Below are 20,194 nucleotides of genomic sequence, written 5' to 3'. Positions count from 1 at the left end.
GAGTTACAGTGGCGCTCATTGTAAGTTCTCGGGGAATAATGGCGGCAGCTTATGTCGGCACTTGAAAGTCTATCCTGGAAAGTTTCCTATCCGCCGTCGCTGGACTTTGGTCAGCAACTCACGCGCGAGCAACTGTCAGTTTCTATGCAGTCGACCATGTCGCGTCACCGTGGCGGGCCAGTGTGGTTGTTTGCCTATGGTTCGCTGATCTGGCGGCCAGAGTGCAACTCGGTCGAACGTCAGCGTGCGCGCGTGCACGGTTATCATCGCGGGCTGTACCTGTGGTCGCATGAGCATCGCGGCACACCCGAGTGCCCGGGGCTGGTGTTTGGCCTGGATCGCGGCGGCTCGTGCAGCGGCTTTGCCTACCGGCTGGACGACGGCAATCTGGATGACTCGCTGATGGCCCTGTGGCAACGGGAGATGCCGTACCCGGCCTATCGCCCGCACTGGCTGACCTGCCGGCTCGACAATGGCAGCAAGGTGCAAGCCTTGGGTTTCGTGCTGGAGCGGCACTTGCCGTGTTACGCCGGCGACCTGCCGGATGGGCTGCTGAGCCAGATCCTGGCCAGCGCCAGCGGGCGCTTCGGCACCACCCGCGATTATGTCGAGCAGACCTTGAACGCACTGCGCAGCCACCAGATGCCTGATCGCAATCTGGAAGCGCGTTTTCGCCGCTGCCATAACCTGCGCGAGGTTTGACCCCCGCGCAGGCTTCGTTCAATGGGTCTGCACCACCAGCTTGCCCACCGCCTTGCGCTGTGCCAGTTGCTCTATGGCGCTGCCGGCTTCGGCCAGTGGGTAGGTTTTCGATACCAGTGGTTTGATCTTGCCCTCGGCGTGCCAGGCGAACAGTTGACGGAAGTTGGCGGCGTTGTCCTGTGGCTGACGCTGGGCAAATGCACCCCAGAACACTCCCACTACCGCCGCGCCCTTGAGCAGCGCCAGATTGACCGGGAGTTGTGGGATCACGCCGCTGGCAAAGCCCACCACCAGCAGCCGGCCGTTCCAGGCTAGGCCGCGCACCGCCTGGTCGAACAGCTCGCCGCCGACCGGGTCGTAGATCACGTCGACGCCCTGGCCGCCGGTCAGGCGCTTGATTTCATCCTTGAGCGAGCTTGTGCTGTAGTCGATCAGCTCATCTGCACCGGCTGCCTTGGCTACCGCCAGCTTGTCGGCGCTGCTGGCTGCGGCGATCACCTTGGCACCCATGGCTTTGCCGATCTCCACGGCGGCCAGGCCGACGCCACCGGAAGCGCCCAGCACCAACAGGGTTTCTCCAGGCTGCAGGTTGGCCCGCTGGCGCAGTGCGTGCAGCGAAGTGCCGTAGGTCATGCCCAGCGCGGCGGCGGTGGTGAAGTCCATGCTGTCGGGGATTGGCAGCACGTTGTAGTAGGGCACCGCGACCTGCTCGGCAAACGCGCCCCAGCCGGTCAGCGCCATGACCCGCTGGCCCACCTCGAACGCGCCGGCCTTGGCGCCCACCGCCGCAACCACCCCGGCCGCTTCGCCACCCGGCGAGAACGGCAGCGGTGGCTGGAACTGGTATTTGCCTTCGATGATCAGCGTGTCAGGGAAGTTGACCCCGGCGGCGTGCACGTCGAGCAGGACCTCGTTGATCTTCGGCTGGGGGCTGGCGACGTCTGCAAGCACAAGATCGCGCGCCGGGCCCAGGGTTTTGCACAACACGGCTTTCATCGGGGCTATTCCTTTGCAGGTGATGGCCGATAAGTGTAGGAGGACTGCTTGCCCGGTCAACGAGCATGCTCGGCCCTGATGGTCCGGCATAAGCCCGGGCTTGGGTTTGCGCGACGTGCTGGGTAAGCTGGCGCCAACTGTATGTGAGGAGCGAATTCGTGAAAGCGTGGATCTTGATGGTTATGGCGCTGATGCTGCCAATGGCGGCGATGGCCGAGGAAGCCGCAGAAGGCGCGCCGAAGGTTGCCTATATCAGCCTGAGCCCGCCCTTTGTCGGCAACTACGCCCTGGATGGCAACAGCAAGCTGCGCGTGTACAAGGCTGACGTGGCCCTGCGCGTGACCGGCGATGCCGCTGCGGCGGCGGTCAAGCATCACGAGCCGCTGATTCGTAATCAGCTGGTGGCGCTGTTCACCCAGCAGACCGTGGACAGCATGAGTAACGTCGAGGCCAAGGAGCGCCTGCGTCAGGAAGCGTTGAAGCAGGTACAGCAGGTGATGGAGAACGAGGAAGGCAAGCCGATCGTCGAGGACCTGCTGTTCAATAACCTGATCGTGCAGTAAAGCCAACCGGGGCCGCTTTGCGGCCCTTCGCGGGTGAACCCGCTCCCACAGGGTTCAGCGGCGTTTGTCGAAATTCGGTTTCAAAACCGCTGTGATCCCTGTGGGAGCGGGTTTACCCGCGAAGGGCTGCAAAGCAGCCCCCTCTGCTTTCCACTACTTGGCCAAGGTCAGGATCGCAGCCCACTGCTTCAAGGTCACCGGCATCACCGACAGGCGCGTGCCTTTTTGCACCAGCGGCATCTCCTCTAGGGCTGCCTGCTGCTTGAGCAAACCCAGCCCGAGCAAAGGCTTGAAGGTGCGCACATGGGCGACATCGACGGCGCTCCAGGGGTTCTTGTCGGCGCTGGCCTTGGCATCGTGGTAGTGACTCTGCGGGTCAAGTGCCGTAGGGTCGGGGTACGCCGCTGCAACAATTTTGGCGATACCGGCAATGCCCGGCTGCGGGCAGCTTGAGTGATAGAAGAAAAACTCGTCGCCAACCGCCATGGCCCTGAGGAAATTGCGCGCCTGGTAGTTGCGCACCCCGTCCCAGCGCGCTTCGCCGAGGCGTTTGAGGTCATCGATGGACAATTCGTCCGGCTCGGATTTCATCAGCCAATAGGCCATGGACGCTGCTCCTGACAAAGTCTGAAATAACTAGTTGCATGAAACCGACAGCCGGTTGACGTCAACGTTTGCGTGTCGGCTCCGGTTGGCGGAAAATGCGCCGATTTTAAGCACTATGCTCAGTCAGCACTGAAAAAGCTGGCAAGCCCGAATCAGTTGCCAGGGGGCAATCAATGAACAAACGCAAACCGGACCTGCTGTGGATCCTGGCCTTTATCTTCGGTCTTGGGGTCGTTACCACCGGTTATGCGCAGAGTTTGCTGGAGCGAAAGATGGACGTCGCCTACCAGACCCCCGTCGAGCAAGCGCCACAGCAGCGCTGAAGTCATAGCGCGCTCAATTGCGCGCCAGGTACCAGTGGCGGTCCGAGACCGTGCCTTGCAGCGGTACATCCCAACTGGCCTGCGCCAGACGCTCGACCTTCTGGCATTCATGCGCCAGGCCCAGCAGCAGCGGTTTCTTCCAGGTCTTGCGCCGGCTCTGATAGGCCAGGCTGCGGTCATAGAACCCGCCCCCCATGCCCAAGCGGCCACCCACTTCGTCAAACCCGACCAACGGCAGCAGGATCAAATCCAGCGCCCAGATTGGCCGTTGCCGCTTGCGCTCGATTACCGGCTCCGGGATGCGAAAGCGATTGCGCTTGAGCACCTCACCCTGGTCGTAACGCTGAAACACCATGCGTGTGGCCGGCCAGGCGTGCAGCACCGGCAGGTAGATCCGCTTGCCGCGCCGATGGCCCTCGCGCAGCAGCAGGCGCGGGTCGATCTCGCCGTCATTGGGCAGGTACAGGGCAATGTGGCGGGCGCGGCGGAATAACGGATGCTGGGCCAGCTGACGGTACAGGCCGCGAGATGCCTGACGCTGTTGTGCAGGCGTAAGGGCGCGGCGTGCGTTACGCAGCTGGCGACGAAGTTGCGGGCGGGTGAGGGGCGCGGTGTCGGTCATGGCACAGAGGTCCCGGAGGTGTCGGCCGCCGTGGCGGCCAGACCAGTTGCCCGCCAGAGCAGGCGAGCAATGCAGAATTCAGGCTCCCCGATAAGACCGCTATCGGCGTAGCCCTTGAACCCGAAAGTTCAAGGTGGAGATTGCAGGGGGCGTTAAGGCTTTCCGTCGGGCGGACATGCACACCGGCCCCAGCGTGCAACCCCCGTGGTTGTGCGTATCGGCTCAGGGACATAACCGACTGGCGCATCTCCCAGGGAGTGACGCCAGTATACCGATCTCAGCCGTTTTTGGTACCCGTGTCGTCGGCCAATGCGCTGTCGACGCGCTCGAGCAGGTCACGCACCTGCTCACGGGTAGTACCGCCGCTGGCCGCTTCAGGGGTTTCCTGGCGGTGGAGCATTTCGTGGGTAATGTTCAAGGCCGCCATCACCGCAATGCGATCGGCGCCGATGACTTTGCCGCTGCTGCGGATCTCGCGCATCTTGCCATCCAGATAGCGCGCGGCGCTGACCAGGTTGCTGCGCTCTTCGGGCGGGCAGATGATCGAGTAGTCTTTGTCGAGGATCTGTACGGTGACGCTATTGCTTGAACTCATGAGTCTTGCTCCAGGGCCTTGAGCCGCAAGATCATGGATTCGACCTTACGCCTTGCGATCTCATTTTTTTCAATGAGGTGGGCGCGCTCTTCGCGCCAGGAAGTTTCCTGCGCTAATAGGAGTGCATTTTGCCGTTTAAGTTGCTCGACGCGCTCGATCAGCAGCTCGAAACGGCTCATCAGCGCTTGCAGGTCGTTGTCTTGCATGGGGGGCACTCGTTTCGCTCCATCGTTTACGGCCTGGCCATGATGCCGGTGCCGGGCCTTGGGCGGCCAGTGCCGATGGTCTTGGCGCGCCTGCCGGTGCTAGGATACAAGGTCTTCATTCTAGACATTGCGCCGTCTGGCGCCTAGCAGCCCATGCCTAATACTCAATCGCCGTACACCGCTTTCGCCGCACTGCTCTCGAGCAATGGCCACCCTGTCTCCCCCGCCGAGCTGCACGGCCTGTTGATTGGCCGCAGCTGCGCCGGCGCAGGCTTCGATGCCGAGGCCTGGTTGGCCGACGCCGCCAACGCCCTCGAGGTCGAACCGAACGACTCTGTGCGCAACGCCCTGATCGGCCTGCAGGAGATGGTCAAGGCCGAACTCACCGGCGATGACGTCGCTCTGGTGCTGTTGCTGCCGGGTGATGAACAACCGCTGACCGAACGTGCCGCCGCCCTTGGCGAATGGTGCCAGGGCTTCATCGCCGGCTTCGGCTTGAACGCCGGTGGCAAGGACCTGTCCACCGAAGCCAAGGAAGTGCTGCAGGACCTGGTGGCGATTTCGCAGGTGCAAGACGCCCTGGAAGAATCCGAGGACGGCGAGAGCGACTACATGGAGGTCACCGAGTACCTGCGCGTCGCGCCGCTGCTGCTGTTCACCGAGCTGGCCGCGCCAGTTGCGGCTGCCCCCAAGCCATCGCTGCACTGATCAATCGGGGTCGTCTGCCCATGAGCCACATACCCAAGGCCGAGTATGCCCGTCGGCGCAAGGCGCTGATGGCGCAGATGGTCCCCAACAGCATCGCCATCCTGCCCGCCGCTGCGGTTGCCATTCGCAACCGTGATGTCGAGCACGTGTACCGTCAAGACAGCGACTTCCAGTACCTCAGCGGCTTTCCCGAGCCTGAGGCGGTCATTGTTCTGATCCCCGGTCGCGAGCATGGCGAATACGTGCTGTTCTGCCGTGAACGCAACCCGGAGCGTGAGCTGTGGGACGGCTTGCGTGCCGGTCAGGAAGGTGCCCTGCGCGAGTATGGCGCGGACGATGCATTTCCGATTACCGACATCGACGAGATCCTGCCGGGCCTGATCGAAGGCCGCGAGCGGGTGTACACGGCGATGGGCAGCAACCCTGAGTTCGACCGGCGCTTGATGGACTGGATCAACCTGATTCGCTCCAAGGCCCGTCTCGGTGCGCAGCCGCCCAACGAGTTCGTTGCGCTGGATCATCTGCTGCACGACATGCGCCTGTATAAATCGGCAGCAGAAGTGAAGGTCATGCGCGCCGCTGCGGCGATTTCTGCGCGGGCCCATGTGCGGGCGATGCAGGCCTGCCGGGCGGGGCTTTACGAATACAGCCTGGAGGCCGAGCTCGATTACGAGTTTCGCAAGGGCGGGGCGAAGATGCCGGCCTATGGCTCGATCGTCGCTGCTGGGCGTAATGGCTGCATCCTGCACTATCAGCAGAACGACGCCGTGCTCAAGGACGGCGACCTGGTGCTGATCGATGCCGGCTGTGAAATCGACTGCTATGCCAGCGACATCACCCGCACGTTCCCGGTCAGCGGGCGTTTTTCTGCTGAGCAGAAAGCCATCTACGAGCTGGTGCTCGAAGCCCAGGCTGCGGCCTTTGCCGAGATCGCCCCAGGCAAGCACTGGAACCACGCCCATGAGGCGACGGTGCGGGTGATTACCGCAGGCCTGGTGCGGCTGGGCTTGCTCAAGGGCGAAGTGCAGGCGCTGATCGACAGCGAGGCCTACCGCGCGTTCTACATGCACCGCGCCGGGCACTGGCTGGGGATGGATGTGCACGATGTCGGCGAGTACAAGGTCGGCGGCCAGTGGCGGGTGCTCGAAGTGGGCATGGCGCTGACCGTCGAACCCGGCATTTACATCGGCGCCGACAATCAGGCCGTGGCCAAGAAGTGGCGCGGTATCGGCATCAGGATCGAGGACGACGTGGTGGTTACCAGGCAGGGCTGTGAAATTCTTACCTCCGGCGTGCCGCGGACGGTTGCCGAGATCGAGGCGCTGATGGCCGCTGCCCGCGAGCAGGCGGCATGAGCCGGGTCAACCTGGCAATCATCGGCGGCGGCCTGGTCGGCGCCAGCCTGGCGCTGGCGCTGCAGGCTGGGGCCAAGGCGCGTGGCTGGAAAATCCTGCTGATCGAGCCGTTCGCCCCTGGCGATGCGTTTCAGCCAAGCTACGATGCGCGCTCGTCGGCGTTGTCGTTCGGCACCCGGCAGATCTACCAGCAGTTGGGCCTGTGGCCGGCCATCAGCCAGCGCGCCGAGCCGATTCTGCAGATTCACGTGTCCGACCGCGGTCGCTTTGGCGCCACCCGCCTGGACGCCAGCGAAGAAGGCGTGCCGGCGCTGGGCTATGTGGTGGAAAACGCCTGGCTCGGCCAGTGCCTGTGGCAGGGCCTGGACCCGGAAGTGGTGAGCTGGCGATGCCCGGCCGAGGTCAAGGCGATGCAGCCGATCGAAGGCGGTTACCGCTTGCAGCTGGATGACGACACCAGCCTTGAGTGTGACCTGGCTGTGCTGGCTGACGGTGGTCGCTCGGGCTTGCGCGAGCAACTGGGCATCCATGTGCAGCGCCGGCCTTATCAGCAGAGTGCCTTGATCGCCAATATCACCCCCGGTGAGGCCCACGGCGGTCAGGCCTTCGAGCGCTTTACCGAACAGGGGCCTATGGCTTTGCTGCCATTGCCGGACAACCGCTGCGCGCTGGTCTGGACCCGCCAGGGGATGGACGCCAAGCGCCTGGCCGAGATCGATGAGCGCAACTTCCTCGCCGAGCTGCAGCAGGTCTTTGGCTTCCGCCTCGGCGCACTGCGCCAGGTTGGCGCGCGGCATTTGTATCCGCTGGCGCTGGTGGCTGCCAGCGAGCAGGTGCGCCCGCATCTGGTGGTCCTCGGCAATGCCGCGCACAGCCTGCACCCGATTGCCGGCCAGGGCTTCAACCTGTCGCTACGCGATGTGCAGGCGCTGGCTGAAGGCTTGCTGTCCGGCCCGCAGCACCCCGGCGACCTGGCGACCCTGCAGACCTATCAGCAGCGGCAGCAACTCGACCAGAGCCTGACCATCGGCTTCTCCGATCAGGTCACGCGGATGTTCGGCAGCAGCCAGCCGTTGCTGGCCACGGGACGCAACCTGGGTTTGCTTGGTCTTGATCTGTTGCCACCGGCCAAGCGCTGGTTCGCCCGCCAGGCGATGGGGCTGGGCACCCGCAGCGATCTGCGGGGTCGCCTGTGAGCGATTCGCGTCGGCTGGCGCGCAAGGCCCGCATGCTGCGCTGGTTGCTGAATATCTACCCGCCGTACCTGGGTGCTGGTATTCGGGTGCAGCAGATCAGCCCCGACATGAGCCACATCAAAGTGCGCATGAAGCTCACCCGCTGGAACCGCAACTACGTCGGCACCCAGTTCGGCGGCAGCCTGTATTCGATGGTCGACCCGTTCTACATGCTGTTGCTGATCGAGCGTCTGGGCAGCGAGTACATTGTCTGGGACAAGGCCGCCAGCATCGATTTCATCTCACCGGGCAAAGGCCCGGTGTATGCCGAGTTCAACGTCGATGACGCGCTGCTGGCCGAGATTCGCCAGCACACCGCCAGCGGCAAGAAGTACCTGCCGCGGCTGCAGGTCGACATCCGCGACGGTGCCGGTGAACTGGTGGCGCGGGTCGATAAAACTCTTTATGTACGGCTCAAGCCGCAAGTGAGGCAGGCGTAAGGCATGGAAACGCGCGCAGATGTACTGATTGTCGGTGCCGGTATGGTCGGCAGCGCCCTGGCCCTGGCATTGCGCCACAGCGGCCTGCAAGTTGTCCTGCTCGACGGCGGCCCATTGTCGGTCAAGCCGTTTGACCAGCAAGCCGCGTACGAGCCGCGGGTCAGTGCCTTGTCGGCAGCCAGCCAACGCATCCTCGAGCGCCTCGGCGCCTGGGATGGCATCGTCGCCCGGCGCTTGTCGCCGTACACCGACATGCACGTGTGGGACGGCAGCGGCACCGGCCAGATCCACTTCTCGGCGGCCAGTGTGCACGCCGACCTGCTGGGCCACATCGTCGAAAACCGGGTAGTCCAGGACGGCCTGCTGGAGCGCTTGCTCGACAGCGACATCGGCCTGCTGGCCAATGCCCGCCTGGAGCAGATGCGCCGCTCCGGTGATGAGTGGCTGCTGACCCTGGCCGATGGCCGTCGCCTGCGCGCACCACTGGTCATCGCTGCCGATGGCGCCAACTCGGCGGTGCGCCACCTGACCGGCTGCGAAACCCGCGAGTGGGACTACCTGCACCAAGCCATCGTCACCAGCGTGCGCTGCAGCGAGGCGCACCAGGCCACCGCCTGGCAGCGCTTCACCGACGAGGGGCCGCTGGCCTTTCTGCCGCTGGCGCGTGATGGCGGCCAGCAGTGGTGCTCGATCGTCTGGTCGACGACCCCAGAGCAGGCCGAGCAATTGATGAGGCATGATGATGCCGCCTTCGCCGAGGCGCTCCAGCGCGCCTTTGAGGGGCGTCTGGGTCAGGTCCTTGAGGTTGACCCTCGGGTCTGCGTGCCGCTGCGCCAGCGCCACGCCAAGCGCTATGTGGCTGAAGGTCTGGCATTGATCGGCGATGCCGCCCACGTGATTCACCCGCTGGCCGGGCAAGGCGTCAACCTGGGCTTTCTTGATGCCGCCGTATTGGCCGAAGAACTGGTACGGGCCTGCGAGCGCGGCGAGCGGTTGGCGGATGTGAAGGTACTGAGCCGCTACGAGCGCCGGCGCATGCCGCACAACCTGGCGCTGATGGCGGCCATGGAGGGCTTCGAGCGGCTGTTCCAGGCCAATCCGTTGCCGCTGCGCTGGCTGCGCAACAGCGGTTTGAAGCTGGTCGAGCAGTTGCCTGAGGCCAAGGCGCTGTTCGTGCGGCAGGCGCTGGGCTTGTCTGGCGATCTGCCGGAATTGGCCCGGCCCTGACTGCAACATCTGGTAACTGCTCAGCGGGTGAGCTGCTTAATGGTATTCACTACCATTCGCAGCTCAATCACCCGCGAGGAATACCCGATGTTGCCACGCAAGCACCTACTGGCCGCCCTGGCCCTGACCCTGTTCGGCGGCACCGTGCAGGCGGCGGACGAAGTGGTGGTGTACTCCTCGCGCATCGATGAGCTGATCAAGCCGGTGTTCGACGCCTACACGGCCAAGACCGGGGTCAAGATCAAGTTCATCACCGACAAGGAAGCGCCGCTGATGCAGCGCATCAAGGCCGAGGGCCAGAACGGCGTGGCTGACCTGCTGCTGACCGTGGATGCCGGCAACCTCTGGCAGGCCGAGCAGATGGGCATTTTGCAGCCGATCAAGTCGGACGTCATCGACGCCAACATCCCCCCTCAGTACCGCGCCAAGTCGCATGACTGGACCGGTCTGAGCCTGCGTGCGCGGACCATCGTCTACTCCACCGAGCGGGTCAAACCGAGCGAGCTGAGCACCTACGAGGCGCTGGCCGACAAGCAGTGGGAAGGGCGCCTGTGCCTGCGCACTGCGAAAAAGGTCTACAACCAGTCGCTGACCGCGACCATGATCGAGACTCACGGCGAGGCCAAGACCGAGCAGATCATCAAGGGCTGGGTCGGCAACCTGTCCACTGACGTGTTCTCCGATGACACCGCTGTGCTACAGGCCATCGAAGCCGGCCAGTGCGACGTGGGCGTGGTCAACACCTACTACTACGGCCGCCTGCACAAGCAGCAGCCCGATCTGCCGATCAAGCTGTTCTGGCCGAATCAGGGTGACCGTGGGGTGCACATCAACCTCTCGGGCATCGGCCTGACCAAGCATGCGCCGCACCCGGAAACGGCGAAAAAACTGGTGGAGTGGATGACCGGCGAAGAAGCGCAAAAGCTGTTTGCCGACATCAACCAGGAGTTCCCGGCCAACCCACAGGTCAAGCCATCGGCTGAAGTGGCCGCCTGGGGCACGTTCAAGGCCGACAGCCTGCCGGTGGAAGTGGCCGGCAAGCGCCAGGCAGAGGCGATTCGCCTGATGGATCGGGCTGGCTGGAACTAAGCGCCAGGCTTTATGCTTGAAGGGCCCTTCGGGGTGATGCCGGTCAGTTAAGCCAATGGGGCTGCTCTGCAGCCCTTCGCGGCGGTCCGGCGTCCCGGCAAGCCCGCTCCCACAGGTACAACGCTGGAGTCAGACTTCGCGCGTTCCCTGTGGGAGCGGGCTTGCCGGGACGCCGGACCGCCGCGAAGGGCCGTAAAGCAGCCCCAACTCATAAACGAGACTCTGGATTTGTCCCACGCTCCCCAACGCCGCTGGTATCTGCCGGTCGGCCTGATCGCCGCTCTGGTACTGCTGCCGCTGAGTGTTCTGCTGCTGTCGTGGCAGTCGATCGATATGCAGATCTGGTCGCACCTGCTCGACACCCAAATGAGCCGTCTGCTGGGCAATACCCTGACCCTGGTGCTTGGCGTGGGCATCGGCGTTACCGTGCTTGGGGTGAGCCTTGCCTGGCTCACCAGCCTGTGCGAGTTCCCCGGGCGGCGCTGGCTCGACTGGGCCTTGATGCTGCCGTTCGCCATTCCGGCCTATGTGCTGGCGTTCGTATTCGTTGGCCTGCTGGATTTCGCCGGGCCGGTGCAGAGCGCCCTGCGTGAGCTGTTCGGGCCGATGCGCCTGCCGCGCGTGCGCTCGACCGGCGGGGTAATCACCGTGCTGGTGCTGGTGTTCTACCCCTACGTGTATCTGCTCGCGCGCAGCGCTTTCATGGCTCAGGGCAAAGGCCTGATGGAAGCAGCGCGGGTCCTGGGCCTTTCGCCGGTGCAGGCGTTCTGGCGGGTTGCGTTGCCGATGGCGCGGCCCGCCATCTGCGCCGGCATCGCCCTGGCACTGATGGAAACCCTGGCGGATTTCGGCGCCGTAGCGGTGTTCAACTTCGACACCTTCACCACCGCCATCTACAAGACCTGGTACGGCTTCTTCAGCCTGTCCAGCGCGGCCCAGCTGGCCAGTTTGCTGCTGTTGGTGGTGATGCTGGTGCTGTATGGCGAACGCCGCGCTCGCGGTGCCAGCCGCAGCGGTAACGAGCGGCCACGGGTGCAGGCGTTGTATCACCTGCGCGGGCTCAAGGCGTGGGCGGCCAGCGGCTGGTGTCTGCTGGTGTTCGCCTGCGCCTTCGTCATCCCGCTGCTGCAACTGCTGGTGTGGTTCTGGCAGCGTGGCCGGCACGACCTTGATGAGCGCTATGTCGGCCTGGTCATGCACACCCTGTACCTTGGCGCGATGGCGGCACTGATCACGGTCAGCGCGGCGTTACTGCTGGCGTTTGCCCGCCGCCAGGCACCGACCGGGGCTATCCGCGCTGGTGTCGGCCTGGCCAACCTGGGTTATGCCTTGCCCGGCTCGGTGCTGGCGGTGTCGATCATGCTGGCGTTCAGTTACCTCGACAATCAACTGGTGGTGCCGCTGTCGCAATGGCTGGGCGGTGCCGGCCGGCCGTTGCTGCTGGGCAGCCTGGCGGCATTGTTGCTGGCCTATCTGATGCGCTTTATCGCGGTCGCCTATGGCCCGCTGGAAAGCAGCCTCGAGCGGATTCGACCGTCACTGCCGGAAGCCTCGCGCAGCCTCGGCGTCGGCGGGCCGAGATTGTTTTTCAAGGTATATCTGCCGTTGCTGGTACCGGGCGCTCTCAGCGCTGCCTTGCTGGTGTTCGTCGATGTGCTCAAGGAGATGCCGGCAACCTTGCTGATGCGCCCGTTCGGCTGGGATACCCTTGCCGTACGGGTGTTCGAGATGACCAGCGAGGGCGAGTGGGCACGCGCTTCGCTGCCCGCGCTGACGCTGGTGCTGGTCGGCCTGTTGCCGGTCATCGGCCTGATACGCCGTTCGGCCCGTCGCCCGGGTCAGACTCACTGAGGATGCCAGCCCGCGCCCTTGCCGCTACAATGCGCGCCATTCGCTGCGGCGGGTCCTACAAGATCAGGTGGCGATTAAACGTCGCCGACCGTCGCCGCTTCGCCACGCCCGGAAGGAGAAACCCATGGGACAGCGCACACCTTTGTACGACTGGCACTTGGCGCTAGGCGCCAAGATGGTCGACTTTGGCGGTTGGGACATGCCCCTGCACTATGGCTCGCAAGTCGAGGAGCACCATCAGGTGCGCGCTGACTGCGGCGTATTCGACGTCTCGCACATGACGGTGATCGATGTCGATGGCCCAGCAGCCACACGCTGCTTGCAGTACCTGCTGGCCAATGACGTGGCCCGCCTCGGCAGTACAGGCAAGGCGCTCTACAGCACCCTGCTGAATGAACAGGGCGGGGTAGTCGACGACCTCATCGTGTATAGCACCGAAGCGGGCTACCGGCTGGTGGCCAATGCCGCTACCCGAGCCAAGGTCGTCGCCTGGCTGCAGGCGCACAGTGCCGGCTACGAGGTCAACGTCACGCCACGTCCGGAGCTGGCCATTATCGCCATCCAGGGCCCCCGTGCTCGCGACAAGGTGGCTGAGCTGGTGTCCTGGTCGCGCGCAGCGCTGATCCGTGAGCTGCAGCCATTCGAAGGCGTGGCCGAGGGCGATTGGTTCATCGCGCGCACCGGCTACACGGGCGAAGACGGCCTGGAGATCATTCTGCCCGCCGAACAAGCCCCGGTTTTTTTCAATGACCTGGTTGGCGCCGGTATCGCCCCCAGTGGCCTCGGCGCGCGCGATACCTTGCGCCTGGAAGCCGGGATGAACCTGTACGGCCAGGACATCGACGAGCAGCACACCCCACAGACCTCCAACCTCGGCTGGTGTATTGCCTGGCAGCCGGCCGAGCGCGAGTTCATCGGCCGCAGTGCGCTGCTCAATGAAATCGAGCACGGCGTGCAGGAAAAACTGGTTGGGCTGGTGCTCGAAGAACGCGGCGTGCTGCGTGCCCATCAGGTAGTTCGCGTCGCCGGGATTGGCGAAGGGGAGATCACCAGTGGTAGTTTCTCTCCTACGCTGAGCAAGTCGATTGCCCTGGCGCGTGTGCCGATGGCCACCGGCGAGCGCGCCGAGGTCGAAATTCGCGGCAAGTGGTACCCGGTGCGGGTGGTCAAACCGACCTTCGTGCGCCACGGCAAGATTCTTATCTGAACAATTACCTGGCGGGTCGACCGCTGATCCCTGACATCGAGGACCCTACGACATGAGCAATATTCCCGCCGAACTGCGTTTTGCCGAAAGCCACGAATGGGCACGGCTGGAAGCCGATGGCACGGTAACCGTTGGCATCAGCGATCACGCCCAGGAGGCTCTGGGTGACGTGGTTTTCGTTGAGCTGGCTGAAGTTGGCAAAGTGTTCGCAGCAGGCGACGCTGCTGGCGTGGTCGAGTCGGTCAAGGCCGCATCGGATATCTACGCGCCGGTGTCGGGCGAAGTGATTGCTGTCAACGAAGCCTTGGCGGACAGCCCCGAATCGCTCAACGACAGCCCTTATGAGTCGTGGATCTTCAAACTCAAGCCGGCCAACACTGCCGAGCTGGACAAGCTGCTCGACGCCGCTGGCTACAAGGCCGCTATCGGCGAGTAATCGCCTCCGCTGCGGCGCTTATCGCTCCTGGGCCGGCACGGCTGGCCCAGGAGCGGTCGCTATCACTCAGTCGCCACCATCGGTAGCAACAGCGCGGGCTTATTCAGCTACAGCGTTTTTGGCCAGGATGGCATTGGCCAGTTGCATGTCGCTTGCCTCCAGGCCTGGATTGTCGGCTCGTACCTGACGCATCGCAGCTTCAAGGAACGGCCCGCGAATAGCCCCTTCACTGGCAACGAAGCTGCCGGCATCGTCCTGCGCAGCGACGATCATCTTGTGATCCTTGAACGTCAGGTAGGTCGACGCAGTAGTTGCGCCGGACGAGATGACGTTGTGCCAGAAACTGTCGGCCATGGCCGAGCCAACGGGCAGCGAAAGCAGGACAGCGGCGGCGATGGCTGTTTTGAAACGCATGCTGAAGTACCTAGGAGGGTGGGCGGATAATGCTTGCTTGGATGCTCGATACACAGGCCAAGTTCCTTGCGCGCTAAGGAATATTCGTCAGCTGCAGACGCTCAGCACTTCACTCAGACTGGTCAGCCCGCGGGCGATCTTGGCCTCACCGTCGCTGCGCAGATCGCGCAGGCCATCGCGCAGGGCATGCTGACGCAGCTGCGCCAGGTCGGTCGCCGGGCCAATGCTGCCGAGCAAGGCTGTACCCGGTGTGAGCAGCTCAAATAGCCCGATACGGCCCAGGTAACCGGTACTGCGGCATGCCCGGCAGGGGATAGGCGGCTGCGCTGACTGGCCTTTGCAGGTGGCGCACAGGGTGCGCACCAAGCGCTGGGCCATCACCCCGATCAATGTGGCTTTGATCAGGTAATCGGCAACGCCCAACTCTTGCAGGCGAACAATCGCTGCGCAGGCATCGTTGGTGTGCAGGGTCGACAACACCAGATGGCCGGTCAGCGCTGCCTGCATGGCCACCTGAGCGGTTTCACGGTCGCGAATCTCACCAATCATGATGATGTCCGGGTCTTGCCGCAGCAGGGCGCGCACGCCGTTGGCAAAGCCCAGGTCAAGGCTGGGCTGCACCTGCAGCTGGTTGAAAGCGGGTTCCAGCCGCTCGATCGGGTCTTCGATGGTGCACAGGTTGATCTCAGGCGTGGCCAACCGCTTGAGGCTCGCGTACAGCGTGCTGGTCTTGCCCGAGCCGGTCGGCCCGGTTACCAGAATGATGCCCTGACGCTGGCGCAGCAGTGCCTGCCAGCGGTGCCGCAGCTCGCCATCGAGGCCGAGCCGGTCGAAGTCCTCATGCAGCTGCTGCGGGTCGAACAGGCGCAGCACCAGCTTTTCGCCAAACGGGGTGGGCAGGGTCGACAGGCGCAGCTCGACTTCCATCTCGCCGGCCAGCCGCGTCTTCAGGCGACCGTCCTGCGGTCGGCGTTTCTCCGCAACATCCATGCGGCCAAGATGCTTGAGGCGGCTCACCAGCGCCAGGGTCACGGCCAGCGGAAAGGCATACACCGTGTGCAGCAGGCCGTCGATGCGATAGCGCAGCTGGCCTTGTTCACGCCGCGGTTCGAGGTGGATATCGCTGGCGCGCTGCTCGATCGCGTACTGCAGCAGCCAGTCGACGATATGCACGATGTGCGCATCCTCCGCGCCAGCCTCGCCCTGGCGCTTGCCCAACTCCAGCAACTGCTCGAGCTCGCCAAGGCTGGCATCCTGTTGCAGGCCGGCACCCTGCACCGAGTGGGCCAGGCGGAACAGGCTCTGGCTCAGTTGGCGAATGTGCACCGGGCTGGCCAGCACACGCTGGACGCGCTTGCCCAGGCTGCGCGCCAGATCGTGCTCCCACTCACGCTGAAAGGGCTGCGCACTGGCCACGGTGACGCTGTGCACATCGACCGCCAGAGCGAGGATGCCATGGCGGTCGGCGAAGGCGCGCGAGATCAGGCTGCCGACCTGGGCCAGGTCGATCTGCAGCGGGTCGAGCCGGACGAAGGGCTGCTGCACGACATCGGCCAGCCATTGGCACAGGCTGTCCAGATCGAGGACATGCCCGGGGCGCTGCTGATCGCTGAGGTTCAGGCTGGCGATGATTTCGAGCGGGTGGCTGCTGCACTGGTTTGGCTGCTCAAGGGCGCGCAGGACGTCACCGGGTTGCAGGCGGTGGTCGGCGAGCAGAGCGTCGAGGAGGCGTTTGAGGTCGAGGTCGTGGCTGTCTTGGGTATGCATCGCGGCGGCGTCCGTGCCGAAAAGGTACAGGCAAGGCTAGCCGCCTGGACAGCTTTGGCGTCGATGCAACGATTGCGGGGTTTTACTGGCTGAAACTTGTGTCGTATTCAGTAAATTGGGGCCGCTTTGCGCCCCTTCGCGGGTGAACCCGCTCCCACCGGGACTTGTAGCGCCGCCTAAACCTGTAGGCTGCGAAGCAGGCCCAGCACCTATCAGCCTGCTGCTACGCCTTGCAACTGCGGCAAGTTGCTCAGCTCGACTTCGCCGACACAAACCAGATTGCGCAGCTTCTGCGCGATGACTTCGGCGCGATGCCAGCTCAAACCATCGATGCCGATTTCCAGCTCAAGCCAGTCGCCCTGCTGACGCATCTGCACACTATTGGGCGTGAGGAACTGCATCGCGAACAGGTTCAGCACTCGGCACAGGCTGTCTGGCTCAGCCTCGGCTTGCAGTTGATAACGCACGTGGCTGTGCGCCGCGCTTGCGGCCCAGACGTCGGAGCGGGGCAGGGTGTCGGGCCGTTCAAGTGCGTTCATATGATTCTCCTCCAGGACGGAAGAAATTCTGCCACGCGGCAGGCGGCATTTTTTCGCTATGATTGAGACGATTTGTCAGCTAGGCAGATTGATCAATTCGCCTATTGGCGCCTGGGAGAATAATTAATGCAAAACGAACTGGACGCCTATGACCGGCGCATCCTGCAGCTGCTACAAGAGGATGCTTCATTATCCAGCGCGCAGATTGCCGAACGCGTGGGCCTGTCGCAGTCACCCTGCTGGCGGCGTATTCAACGGCTGAAGGAAGAGGGGGTGATTCGCGCTCAGGTGACCCTGCTCGACCGCAAGAAGGTCGGCCTGAATACACAGATCTTTGCCGAGGTGAAGCTCAACGCCCACGGGCGGTCCAACTTCGCCGGCTTCACCGAAGCGATCCGTGAATTCCCCGAGGTGCTGGAATGTTACGTGCTGATGGGGTCGGTGGACTTCCTGTTGCGCATTGTCACCCCAGACATCGAAGCTTACGAACGATTCTTCTTCGAAAAGCTGTCGAATGTGCCGGGGATCCAGGAGGTCAACTCGATCGTGGCCTTGTCCGAAATCAAGTCCACGACCAGCCTGCCGTTAGCGCGTTGACGGCGACTTGAGCAGGTGCTTCCAGGCGCGGTTCTGCTCGATCGCACGGGCCTGCTCGACGCGGGCGATCAGCAGTTCGTCGTTCTCTTCCTCGCCCAACGGCTGCTCAGCCAGCTTGTGCAGCTTGTTCAGTTCGCCATAGAGGCGATCCATTTGCGGCACGTCGAGCACCTGGCGGGCGTGGCGCAGCCAGGTCAGCAGGGTTTCGATGCGTGGCAACTGCTCGCCAAGGTCTTCCGGCTGCTGCACATAACGCTCTTGCAGCTTCAGCGCGCGGGCTTCTTCGCCGACCAGGTGTTGCAGCCAGTTGGCCAGCTGCGCCTTGCCCTGGCGTTCGCCACGGCCTTTGCGCTCGACGGTCCAGGCGCGGGCCAGCAGCCAGCGTGAGGTTTCCAGCGAGAACTGGCCCCAGCGTGGGTCTTGCAGCTCTTCGCTGAACTGCTCGGGCGCGGCGCGGCGGACGTCTTCGTCGTCGTTACCGGCCTGTACCAGCGGGCGCCAGTCTTCCAGCAGCGCGTCGAGGCTGGCGCGCAAGGCGCTGGTGGTCGCGCGCGGCGCGGCCTGGCCCATGCTGCCGGCCAGGGCGCGCAGCTCGCTCAGGCACTGCACCCAGTCCTGCAGCAGGCGCCAGTGGCCGCTGTGGCGGTACTGCTCGGCCAGCCGTTGGCTGCTCGCCAGCAACTGCCAGGCCAGAGCGGTGAAGGCATCGTCGACCGGCATTTCGGCGTCGAGCTCGGCGCTCGGCAGGTCCAGCTCGTAGCTGTCTGGCTCAAGCAGGCGATAGCCGCGCTCGGCCTTGCTGATGTCGCAGGGCATCAAGGGCAGGCTCGCGGCCAGCTCGGCGGCCAGTTCCAGCAGGGCTTCGGCGGAACCTTCGCGCAGCTCAAGCTCCAGCTCGCAGATTTCTTCCTTGCGCTTGCCAGCGATGACAAAGCCTTGGTCCAGCGCTGCTTCGATAACCACTTTGGCCTTGCCGCGGCCCCAGGAGATCTCGGCGAACTCGCGGGTGAAGTCGGTGGTGAACAGCGGTTTGATGGTCTTTTTGTCGAGCTCGGCGAGTTGCTCGGGCCAGCAGCTGGCGTCGAGTTTTTTCAGATCGAGCTTGGCTTTTTCCAGCGGCCACTCGAATTCGTTGCGCTCAGACAGGCCTGCGACGCTCTGGCCACGGCACTTGAGGGTCTGGATGACGGCATCGCCATCGCGGCGCAGACGCAGGGCGACACGCGCGGCGGACAGCTCACGCTCAGGGGTGTCGAAGTACTGGTTGAGCAGTTCGCGGGTCTGCCAGCCGGACTTGTTGCGCTTCTTCAGCAGGGGGTGCTCACGAAGGGCGGTGAGAGTCTCGCGGCTGGCGCGGAGTTTGAGTTCGGTTTCTTTGTGCATCGCGGGCTCGAAGGAGGGGCATCGTTGCAAGGCAGTCTACAGCAGTCAGCCGTGCTGCTGTGATCCGACTGGTCGGTTGCCCCGGTGCAGCGGCCTTGCGCCGTCTACGTCAGGCGTTGTTATGATGGGCCGACGTTTTCGAGGAATCCGCGCATGCCGTTGCCATCGCTGAAAGACCAGTTCGCCGCCCTGATCGCCGCGCCATCGGTCAGTTGCACCCAGCCCGCACTGGATCAGTCCAACCGCGTGGTGATCGACTTGCTCGCCGGTTGGCTGGCTGACCTTGGCTTCACATGCGATATCCAGCAGGTCACCCCCGGCAAGTTCAACCTGCTGGCCAGCCGCGGCACGGGCCCTGGCGGGCTGATTCTGGCTGGCCACAGCGACACGGTGCCGTTCGACGAGCAGTTGTGGCAGAGCGACCCGCTGAAACTGACCGAGGTGGGCGATCGCTGGGTTGGGCTGGGTAGTTGCGACATGAAAGGTTTCTTCGCGCTGGTGATCGAGGCCGTGCTGCCGCTGCTCGAACATGACTTCAAACAACCCCTGCTGATCCTTGCTACGTGCGACGAAGAAAGCTCGATGTCCGGCGCCCGCGCCCTGGCCGAGGCCGGTCAGCCGCTTGGCCGCGCAGCGGTGATCGGCGAGCCGACCGGGCTCAGGCCGATTCGCCTGCACAAGGGCATCATGATGGAACGCATCGATATTCTCGGCCGCAGCGGCCATTCGTCAGACCCAAGCCTGGGCCACAGTGCGATGGAAGCGATGCACGCGGTGATGGGCGAGATGATCGGCCTGCGCCAGCAATGGCAGCAGACCTACAGCAACCCGCAGTTCACCGTGCCGACGCCAACGCTGAACTTCGGCTGCATTCACGGTGGCGACAACCCCAACCGGATCTGCGGTCAGTGCGCGCTCGAGTTCGACCTGCGGCCATTGCCCGGGATGGACCCGGAGCAGCTGCGCGCGGCCATTCGCGCCAAGCTGGTGCCGCTGGCCGAGCAGCATCAGGTGAGCATCGACTACAAACCGTTGTTTCCTGAGGTGGCGCCGTTCGAGCAGGCCGCCGACAGCGAGCTGGTACGTGTGGCCGAGCGCTTGACCGGGCACCGCGCCGAAGCGGTGGCCTTCGCCACCGAGGCGCCGTACCTGCAACAGCTGGGCTGCGAGACCATTGTGCTTGGGCCGGGCGACATCGCCTGTGCTCACCAGCCTGGCGAATACCTTGAAATGTCACGTATCGAGCCTACCGTGCGTCTATTGCGTGACCTGATCAGGCACTATTGCCTGAGCTAAACGTCCATTGAGCTGATTCGTTCCTGCCTAGAGGAGA

The 20,194-nt window shown here is 64.0% G+C and carries 23 protein-coding genes and 1 other RNA gene; 14 read left to right on the top strand and 10 right to left on the bottom strand.

Annotation, left to right across the window (positions count from 1 at the left end):
- Positions 1 to 51 precede the first annotated feature (51 nt).
- Positions 52 to 702, top strand: a complete 651-nt coding sequence (locus AC58X1_RS12080) for a gamma-glutamylcyclotransferase (protein WP_497428894.1) — start codon at positions 52 to 54, stop codon at positions 700 to 702.
- 18 nt (positions 703 to 720) lie between these two features.
- Here AC58X1_RS12080 and AC58X1_RS12075 read toward each other — a convergent pair whose 3' ends face one another.
- Entirely contained in the window at positions 721 to 1,698 is a 978-nt protein-coding gene (locus tag AC58X1_RS12075) for an NADPH:quinone oxidoreductase family protein (protein ID WP_497428893.1), read from the bottom strand.
- Positions 1,699 to 1,856: 158 nt separating this feature from the next.
- On the opposite strand from AC58X1_RS12075, the gene AC58X1_RS12070 reads away from it, so the two are divergent.
- Positions 1,857 to 2,261: a flagellar basal body-associated protein FliL gene (locus AC58X1_RS12070; protein WP_101315265.1), complete on the top strand. Its 405-nt coding sequence runs from the start codon at positions 1,857 to 1,859 to the stop codon at positions 2,259 to 2,261.
- 153 nt (positions 2,262 to 2,414) lie between these two features.
- On the opposite strand, the gene AC58X1_RS12065 is transcribed toward AC58X1_RS12070, so the two are convergent.
- Positions 2,415 to 2,867, bottom strand: coding sequence for an EVE domain-containing protein (locus tag AC58X1_RS12065; RefSeq protein ID WP_101315267.1), 453 nt, complete (start codon positions 2,865 to 2,867; stop codon positions 2,415 to 2,417).
- Between the two features lie 173 nt (positions 2,868 to 3,040).
- On the opposite strand from AC58X1_RS12065, the gene AC58X1_RS12060 reads away from it, so the two are divergent.
- Positions 3,041 to 3,190 carry a hypothetical protein gene (locus AC58X1_RS12060; protein ID WP_178080737.1) on the top strand — a complete coding sequence of 50 codons (150 nt, stop codon included), beginning with the start codon at positions 3,041 to 3,043 and terminating at the stop codon, positions 3,188 to 3,190.
- A 13-nt stretch (positions 3,191 to 3,203) separates the two neighbouring features.
- Here the strand turns inward: AC58X1_RS12060 and AC58X1_RS12055 are convergent, their stop codons facing one another.
- From AC58X1_RS12055 to AC58X1_RS12040, 4 genes are all read right to left on the bottom strand, one after another.
- Positions 3,204 to 3,812, bottom strand: coding sequence for a 5-formyltetrahydrofolate cyclo-ligase (locus tag AC58X1_RS12055; protein WP_101315269.1), 609 nt, complete (start codon positions 3,810 to 3,812; stop codon positions 3,204 to 3,206).
- An 80-nt stretch (positions 3,813 to 3,892) separates the two neighbouring features.
- Positions 3,893 to 4,072, bottom strand: a non-coding RNA gene (gene ssrS / locus AC58X1_RS12050) — 6S RNA.
- A gap of 17 nt (positions 4,073 to 4,089) precedes the next feature.
- The gene (locus AC58X1_RS12045) at positions 4,090 to 4,407 is read right to left on the bottom strand and encodes a cell division protein ZapA (protein ID WP_497428892.1); all 318 of its coding nucleotides are present in this window, start codon (positions 4,405 to 4,407) and stop codon (positions 4,090 to 4,092) included.
- A complete protein-coding gene (locus AC58X1_RS12040; protein WP_101315273.1) occupies positions 4,404 to 4,613 on the bottom strand; it encodes a TIGR02449 family protein in 210 nt (69 codons plus the stop codon). Before AC58X1_RS12040 ends, AC58X1_RS12045 begins: the two co-directional genes overlap by 4 nt.
- 153 nt (positions 4,614 to 4,766) lie before the next feature.
- On the opposite strand from AC58X1_RS12040, the gene AC58X1_RS12035 reads away from it, so the two are divergent.
- The 9 genes from AC58X1_RS12035 (at position 4,767) to gcvH (ending at position 14,161) form a co-directional block, all read left to right on the top strand.
- On the top strand, positions 4,767 to 5,321 hold the full coding sequence (locus AC58X1_RS12035) for a YecA/YgfB family protein (RefSeq protein ID WP_150570425.1): 555 nt from the start codon (positions 4,767 to 4,769) through the stop codon (positions 5,319 to 5,321).
- A gap of 20 nt (positions 5,322 to 5,341) precedes the next feature.
- On the top strand, positions 5,342 to 6,676 hold the full coding sequence (pepP, locus tag AC58X1_RS12030; protein ID WP_150570424.1) for a Xaa-Pro aminopeptidase: 1,335 nt from the start codon (positions 5,342 to 5,344) through the stop codon (positions 6,674 to 6,676).
- Positions 6,673 to 7,872, top strand: coding sequence for a 2-octaprenyl-6-methoxyphenyl hydroxylase (gene ubiH, locus AC58X1_RS12025; protein ID WP_497428891.1), 1,200 nt, complete (start codon positions 6,673 to 6,675; stop codon positions 7,870 to 7,872). The genes pepP and ubiH overlap by 4 nt, the downstream gene beginning before the upstream one ends.
- Entirely contained in the window at positions 7,869 to 8,351 is a 483-nt protein-coding gene (locus AC58X1_RS12020; RefSeq protein WP_101315281.1) for a DUF4442 domain-containing protein, read from the top strand. The genes ubiH and AC58X1_RS12020 overlap by 4 nt, the downstream gene beginning before the upstream one ends.
- 3 nt (positions 8,352 to 8,354) lie before the next feature.
- Positions 8,355 to 9,578, top strand: a complete 1,224-nt coding sequence (locus AC58X1_RS12015) for a 2-octaprenyl-3-methyl-6-methoxy-1,4-benzoquinol hydroxylase (RefSeq protein WP_497428890.1) — start codon at positions 8,355 to 8,357, stop codon at positions 9,576 to 9,578.
- An 87-nt stretch (positions 9,579 to 9,665) separates the two neighbouring features.
- Positions 9,666 to 10,667: an extracellular solute-binding protein gene (locus tag AC58X1_RS12010; protein ID WP_497428889.1), complete on the top strand. Its 1,002-nt coding sequence runs from the start codon at positions 9,666 to 9,668 to the stop codon at positions 10,665 to 10,667.
- 228 nt (positions 10,668 to 10,895) lie between these two features.
- A complete protein-coding gene (locus tag AC58X1_RS12005) occupies positions 10,896 to 12,518 on the top strand; it encodes an ABC transporter permease (RefSeq protein ID WP_497428888.1) in 1,623 nt (540 codons plus the stop codon).
- A 124-nt stretch (positions 12,519 to 12,642) separates the two neighbouring features.
- Positions 12,643 to 13,725 carry a glycine cleavage system aminomethyltransferase GcvT gene (gcvT, locus tag AC58X1_RS12000; RefSeq protein WP_497428887.1) on the top strand — a complete coding sequence of 361 codons (1,083 nt, stop codon included), beginning with the start codon at positions 12,643 to 12,645 and terminating at the stop codon, positions 13,723 to 13,725.
- 52 nt (positions 13,726 to 13,777) lie between these two features.
- Complete coding sequence (gene gcvH, locus AC58X1_RS11995) at positions 13,778 to 14,161, top strand: glycine cleavage system protein GcvH (RefSeq protein WP_101315290.1); 384 nt, start codon at positions 13,778 to 13,780, stop codon at positions 14,159 to 14,161.
- A 99-nt stretch (positions 14,162 to 14,260) separates the two neighbouring features.
- Here gcvH and AC58X1_RS11990 read toward each other — a convergent pair whose 3' ends face one another.
- The 3 genes from AC58X1_RS11990 to AC58X1_RS11980 all read right to left on the bottom strand — a co-directional run bounded on the left by AC58X1_RS11990 (position 14,261) and on the right by AC58X1_RS11980 (position 16,881).
- Complete coding sequence (locus AC58X1_RS11990) at positions 14,261 to 14,575, bottom strand: DUF2388 domain-containing protein (protein ID WP_150573485.1); 315 nt, start codon at positions 14,573 to 14,575, stop codon at positions 14,261 to 14,263.
- 87 nt (positions 14,576 to 14,662) lie between these two features.
- Positions 14,663 to 16,342: a GspE/PulE family protein gene (locus tag AC58X1_RS11985; protein WP_497428886.1), complete on the bottom strand. Its 1,680-nt coding sequence runs from the start codon at positions 16,340 to 16,342 to the stop codon at positions 14,663 to 14,665.
- A gap of 212 nt (positions 16,343 to 16,554) precedes the next feature.
- Positions 16,555 to 16,881 carry an ACT-like domain-containing protein gene (locus AC58X1_RS11980; protein WP_101315296.1) on the bottom strand — a complete coding sequence of 109 codons (327 nt, stop codon included), beginning with the start codon at positions 16,879 to 16,881 and terminating at the stop codon, positions 16,555 to 16,557.
- 126 nt (positions 16,882 to 17,007) lie between these two features.
- Between AC58X1_RS11980 and AC58X1_RS11975 the strand changes: the two genes are divergently transcribed.
- Positions 17,008 to 17,478, top strand: a complete 471-nt coding sequence (locus AC58X1_RS11975; RefSeq protein ID WP_188035124.1) for an Lrp/AsnC family transcriptional regulator — start codon at positions 17,008 to 17,010, stop codon at positions 17,476 to 17,478.
- Here AC58X1_RS11975 and AC58X1_RS11970 read toward each other — a convergent pair.
- Positions 17,467 to 18,861: a CYTH domain-containing protein gene (locus AC58X1_RS11970; RefSeq protein WP_259074728.1), complete on the bottom strand. Its 1,395-nt coding sequence runs from the start codon at positions 18,859 to 18,861 to the stop codon at positions 17,467 to 17,469. The two genes, AC58X1_RS11975 and AC58X1_RS11970, sit on opposite strands and share 12 nt — an antisense overlap.
- Positions 18,862 to 19,014: 153 nt before the next feature.
- Between AC58X1_RS11970 and argE the strand changes: the two genes are divergently transcribed.
- On the top strand, positions 19,015 to 20,157 hold the full coding sequence (argE, locus tag AC58X1_RS11965) for an acetylornithine deacetylase (protein WP_497428885.1): 1,143 nt from the start codon (positions 19,015 to 19,017) through the stop codon (positions 20,155 to 20,157).
- Positions 20,158 to 20,194: the final 37 nt, after the last annotated feature.

This window comes from Pseudomonas sp. PGPR N4 (genome assembly GCF_059693665.1).
The sequence above is the reverse complement of the archived record's forward strand: the minus strand, read 5'-3'. Positions and strand labels throughout refer to the sequence as shown.

Bases quoted from the DNA above. Each gene is read 5' to 3' on its own strand.
- AC58X1_RS12080 (WP_497428894.1), top strand. From the start codon at position 52: ATGTCGGCACTTGAAAGTCTATCCTGGAAAGTTTCCTATCCGCCGTCG.
- AC58X1_RS12040 (WP_101315273.1), bottom strand. From the start codon at position 4,613: ATGCAAGACAACGACCTGCAAGCGCTGATGAGCCGTTTCGAGCTGCTG.
- AC58X1_RS12075 (WP_497428893.1), bottom strand. From the start codon at position 1,698: ATGAAAGCCGTGTTGTGCAAAACCCTGGGCCCGGCGCGCGATCTTGTG.
- ubiH (WP_497428891.1), top strand. From the start codon at position 6,673: ATGAGCCGGGTCAACCTGGCAATCATCGGCGGCGGCCTGGTCGGCGCC.
- AC58X1_RS11975 (WP_188035124.1), top strand. From the start codon at position 17,008: ATGCAAAACGAACTGGACGCCTATGACCGGCGCATCCTGCAGCTGCTA.
- gcvH (WP_101315290.1), top strand. From the start codon at position 13,778: ATGAGCAATATTCCCGCCGAACTGCGTTTTGCCGAAAGCCACGAATGG.
- AC58X1_RS11970 (WP_259074728.1), bottom strand. From the start codon at position 18,861: ATGCACAAAGAAACCGAACTCAAACTCCGCGCCAGCCGCGAGACTCTC.
- AC58X1_RS12045 (WP_497428892.1), bottom strand. From the start codon at position 4,407: ATGAGTTCAAGCAATAGCGTCACCGTACAGATCCTCGACAAAGACTAC.
- pepP (WP_150570424.1), top strand. From the start codon at position 5,342: ATGAGCCACATACCCAAGGCCGAGTATGCCCGTCGGCGCAAGGCGCTG.
- AC58X1_RS11980 (WP_101315296.1), bottom strand. From the start codon at position 16,881: ATGAACGCACTTGAACGGCCCGACACCCTGCCCCGCTCCGACGTCTGG.
- AC58X1_RS11985 (WP_497428886.1), bottom strand. From the start codon at position 16,342: ATGCATACCCAAGACAGCCACGACCTCGACCTCAAACGCCTCCTCGAC.
- argE (WP_497428885.1), top strand. From the start codon at position 19,015: ATGCCGTTGCCATCGCTGAAAGACCAGTTCGCCGCCCTGATCGCCGCG.
- AC58X1_RS12055 (WP_101315269.1), bottom strand. From the start codon at position 3,812: ATGACCGACACCGCGCCCCTCACCCGCCCGCAACTTCGTCGCCAGCTG.
- AC58X1_RS12010 (WP_497428889.1), top strand. From the start codon at position 9,666: ATGTTGCCACGCAAGCACCTACTGGCCGCCCTGGCCCTGACCCTGTTC.
- AC58X1_RS12060 (WP_178080737.1), top strand. From the start codon at position 3,041: ATGAACAAACGCAAACCGGACCTGCTGTGGATCCTGGCCTTTATCTTC.
- AC58X1_RS12065 (WP_101315267.1), bottom strand. From the start codon at position 2,867: ATGGCCTATTGGCTGATGAAATCCGAGCCGGACGAATTGTCCATCGAT.
- AC58X1_RS11990 (WP_150573485.1), bottom strand. From the start codon at position 14,575: ATGCGTTTCAAAACAGCCATCGCCGCCGCTGTCCTGCTTTCGCTGCCC.
- AC58X1_RS12035 (WP_150570425.1), top strand. From the start codon at position 4,767: ATGCCTAATACTCAATCGCCGTACACCGCTTTCGCCGCACTGCTCTCG.
- gcvT (WP_497428887.1), top strand. From the start codon at position 12,643: ATGGGACAGCGCACACCTTTGTACGACTGGCACTTGGCGCTAGGCGCC.
- AC58X1_RS12015 (WP_497428890.1), top strand. From the start codon at position 8,355: ATGGAAACGCGCGCAGATGTACTGATTGTCGGTGCCGGTATGGTCGGC.